Source organism: Klebsiella sp. HMSC16A12 (genome assembly GCF_001808265.1).
Taxonomy (GTDB): domain Bacteria; phylum Pseudomonadota; class Gammaproteobacteria; order Enterobacterales; family Enterobacteriaceae; genus Klebsiella; species Klebsiella pneumoniae.
In genome coordinates, this window is record NZ_KV792613.1 from 1 (window position 1) to 2,831 (window position 2,831).

At 60.6% G+C, this 2,831-nt stretch carries 3 protein-coding genes; 1 reads left to right on the plus strand and 2 read right to left on the minus strand.

Features of this window, described 5'->3' with window-relative positions; genetic code table 11:
- Positions 1-167 precede the first annotated feature (167 nt).
- Together HMPREF3140_RS14580 and HMPREF3140_RS14585 are read right to left on the minus strand one after the other, a co-directional pair.
- Positions 168-845: an isochorismatase family protein gene (locus tag HMPREF3140_RS14580; protein WP_002898927.1), complete on the minus strand. Its 678-nt coding sequence runs from the start codon at positions 843-845 to the stop codon at positions 168-170.
- Positions 846-863: 18 nt separating this feature from the next.
- A complete protein-coding gene (locus HMPREF3140_RS14585) occupies positions 864-1,724 on the minus strand; it encodes a pirin family protein (protein WP_004199757.1) in 861 nt (286 codons plus the stop codon).
- Positions 1,725-1,838: 114 nt separating this feature from the next.
- On the opposite strand from HMPREF3140_RS14585, the gene HMPREF3140_RS14590 reads away from it, so the two are divergent.
- A complete protein-coding gene (locus HMPREF3140_RS14590; protein WP_004141420.1) occupies positions 1,839-2,744 on the plus strand; it encodes a LysR family transcriptional regulator in 906 nt (301 codons plus the stop codon).
- Positions 2,745-2,831: the final 87 nt, after the last annotated feature.

Sequence of the window (2,831 nt, forward strand, 5' to 3'; positions counted from 1 at the left end):
TCAGCCACTCGGACACCTCACCATATTGTCTTGCTGCTCACCTTGGGTGGGCAACGGGGCGCTACTATAGGGAGTTGCGTTAAAACGGTCAAGCATATTTTCTTCTTTCTTTGCCGTTCGCTCACGCAATGAACAATGCCCCGCTGCGGCTCAGCGGGGCGGGCGTTTTAGCGCTGGGAATCCAGCTGTTCGTTATTCTTCACGACGTCCTGCGCTTTGCTGTAGCTTTCGATCAGCAGTTGGTAGGCCGGGAAGACTTTGGTGTACACCTCCGCCCATTCTGCGGCGTCCGGGCGATTCCAGGTGCGCTGCAGCTCAGAGGCGACGGCGGCGGTATCCATTGGCACTACGCCGGCCTGTACCACGCGAGCCAGGGTGATCTCCTGCGCCATTTTGCTGTAGGTGCCGGAAGCGTCAATCACGGCAAACACTTTATAACCGTCGGCGACAGCGGCGATAGCCGGGAAGGCCATGCAGACGCTGGTGATGGTCCCGGCGATAATCAGCGTTTTACGGCCGGTCGCTTTCACCGCGGCGACGAATTCCGGGTTATCCCAGGCGTTAATCTCACCTTTACGGGCGATGTATTTCGCATGCGGCGCGTTTTCATGAATCTCCGGGATCAGCGGACCGTTCGGCCCCTGCGGCACGGAGGCGGTCGTAATCACCGGGATCCCGGCAAGCGACGCCATCTTGGCCAGCGCGGCGGCGCGAGCGCGCAGCTCTGGCATCGGCATATCGCCGACGGTCTGGAACAGACCGCTCTGATGGTCAATCAACAGCATTGCGGTATCGTTAACATCAATCACCGGACGAGCACCGTTAAAGTTAGCGGGAGTAGACATAGTATTCACCTCAATCAGTTAGATTTGGCCAAAGCGGCCGCTGTTAAAATCGCGTACAGCTTCTGCGATCTGCGTTTTGTTATTCATGACAAACGGGCCATAGCCCACAATCGGCTCCTGTAGCGGTTCTCCGGCCATCAGCAGAACTTTTGCCGGGGCGGTCGCCTCCAGATGCACTGCGTCACCTGCCTGGCTCAGGACGGCCAGCTGGCCTTCGCGAGCAGATTCGGAACCGTTAATGATCACTTCCCCTTCCAGCACCACCAGCGCGGTACTCCAGCCCTCCGGTTGGCGCAGCGTGAGGTCGTGCCCCTGATTCAGCTGCAGATCCCACACGTTAAGCGGTGAAAAGGTATGGGCCGGACCGCTGACGTCGTCATACTGGCCGGCAATAACCCGAACCTGTCCGGCGCCGTTCGCCAGCGCCACGGTGGGGATCGTCCCAGCGGTAATGCTCTGGTAGCCTGGGGTCGCCATTTTGTCTTTCGCGGGCAGGTTGACCCACAGCTGGATCATCTTCAGCTCGCCGCCGCTGCGGGTGAAGGCCTCCGAGTGGAACTCTTCGTGCAGGATCCCGGCGCCCGCCGTCATCCACTGCACGTCGCCTGGACCAATCACCCCGCCGCGTCCGGTGGAGTCGCGATGCTCTACTTCACCGGCGTAGACGATGGTGACGGTTTCAAATCCGCGATGCGGATGCTCACCGACGCCGCGTTTTTCGCTGCCCGCCGGGAAGGTGTACGGCCCGGCATAGTCGAGCAGTAAGAAGGGGCTCAGCTGCTGGCCGTGCGTCTGATAGGAAAACATCGAGCGAACCGGGAAGCCGTCGCCTACCCAATGCTGCGCAGGCGCGGTGTAGACTCCTGTGATCTGTTTCATGGCTTTCTCCTGTGTATCGGTATCTGATGTGAATAAGCTTATATCCGGGACGACGTATGCGGTAGTGAGCAAAAATGACCTATACTGTTCCAAAAATGGAACAATGGAGGAAGGATGCAGGATCTCAATGACTTCGCCTGGTTTGTCCAGGTGGTAGACCATGGCGGTTTCGCCGCGGCGGGGCGAGCGCTTGACCAGCCGAAATCCAAACTCAGCCGCCGCATTGCGCAACTCGAGGAGCGGTTGGGCGTGCGTTTGATTCAGCGAACCACCCGTCAGTTCGCGGTCACCGAGGTCGGGCAGACCTTTTATCAGCATTGCAAAGCGATGCTGATTGAGGCCGAGGCGGCGCAGCAGGCGGTCGAGACGCTGCGCGCCGAGCCGCGCGGTAGCGTCAGGATCACCTGTCCGGTCACCTTGCTGCATGTCCATATCGGACCGATGCTGGCGCGATTTATGGCGCGCTATCCTGGGGTAACGCTGCATCTTGAGGCGACCAACCGCCGGGTGGATGTGGTCGGGGAGGGCATTGATGTGGCGATCCGCGTCCGTCCCCGGCCCATCGAGGATAGCGACCTGGTGATGCGCGTGCTGGCGGACCGCGGGCACCGGCTGGTGGCCAGCCCGGATCTCATTTCCCGACTCGGACGTCCGCAGGCGCCGTCCGAGCTGAGCGCCTGGCCGGGGCTCAGCCTGGGTGCGAACAAGCATCAGCATAAATGGCAGCTCACCGGGCCCGGGGGAGCGAGAGCGGAAGTGTATTTCACGCCGCGAATGGTGACCACCGATATGCTGGCGCTGCGCGAGGCGGCGATGGCCGGCGTAGGCGTGGTGCAGCTTCCTTTACTAATGGTGCGCGATCAGCTGGCGTCAGGGGAATTAGAGGTGGTTCTGGACGAGTGGCAGCCGCGGCGGGAAGTGATCCATGCGGTATTTGCCTCACGGCGCGGGCTGCTGCCCTCCGTCAGGGCGCTGGTGGACTACCTCAGTGAAGAGTATCAGCGGATGGAGGAGGATTAGCTTCGGGATTGGCTTTTCTCGAGGGGCTCCCCCCCCCCGGCAGAGAATATAAAAGAAAAAAGCCCGTACTTGCGTACGAGCTCTTCT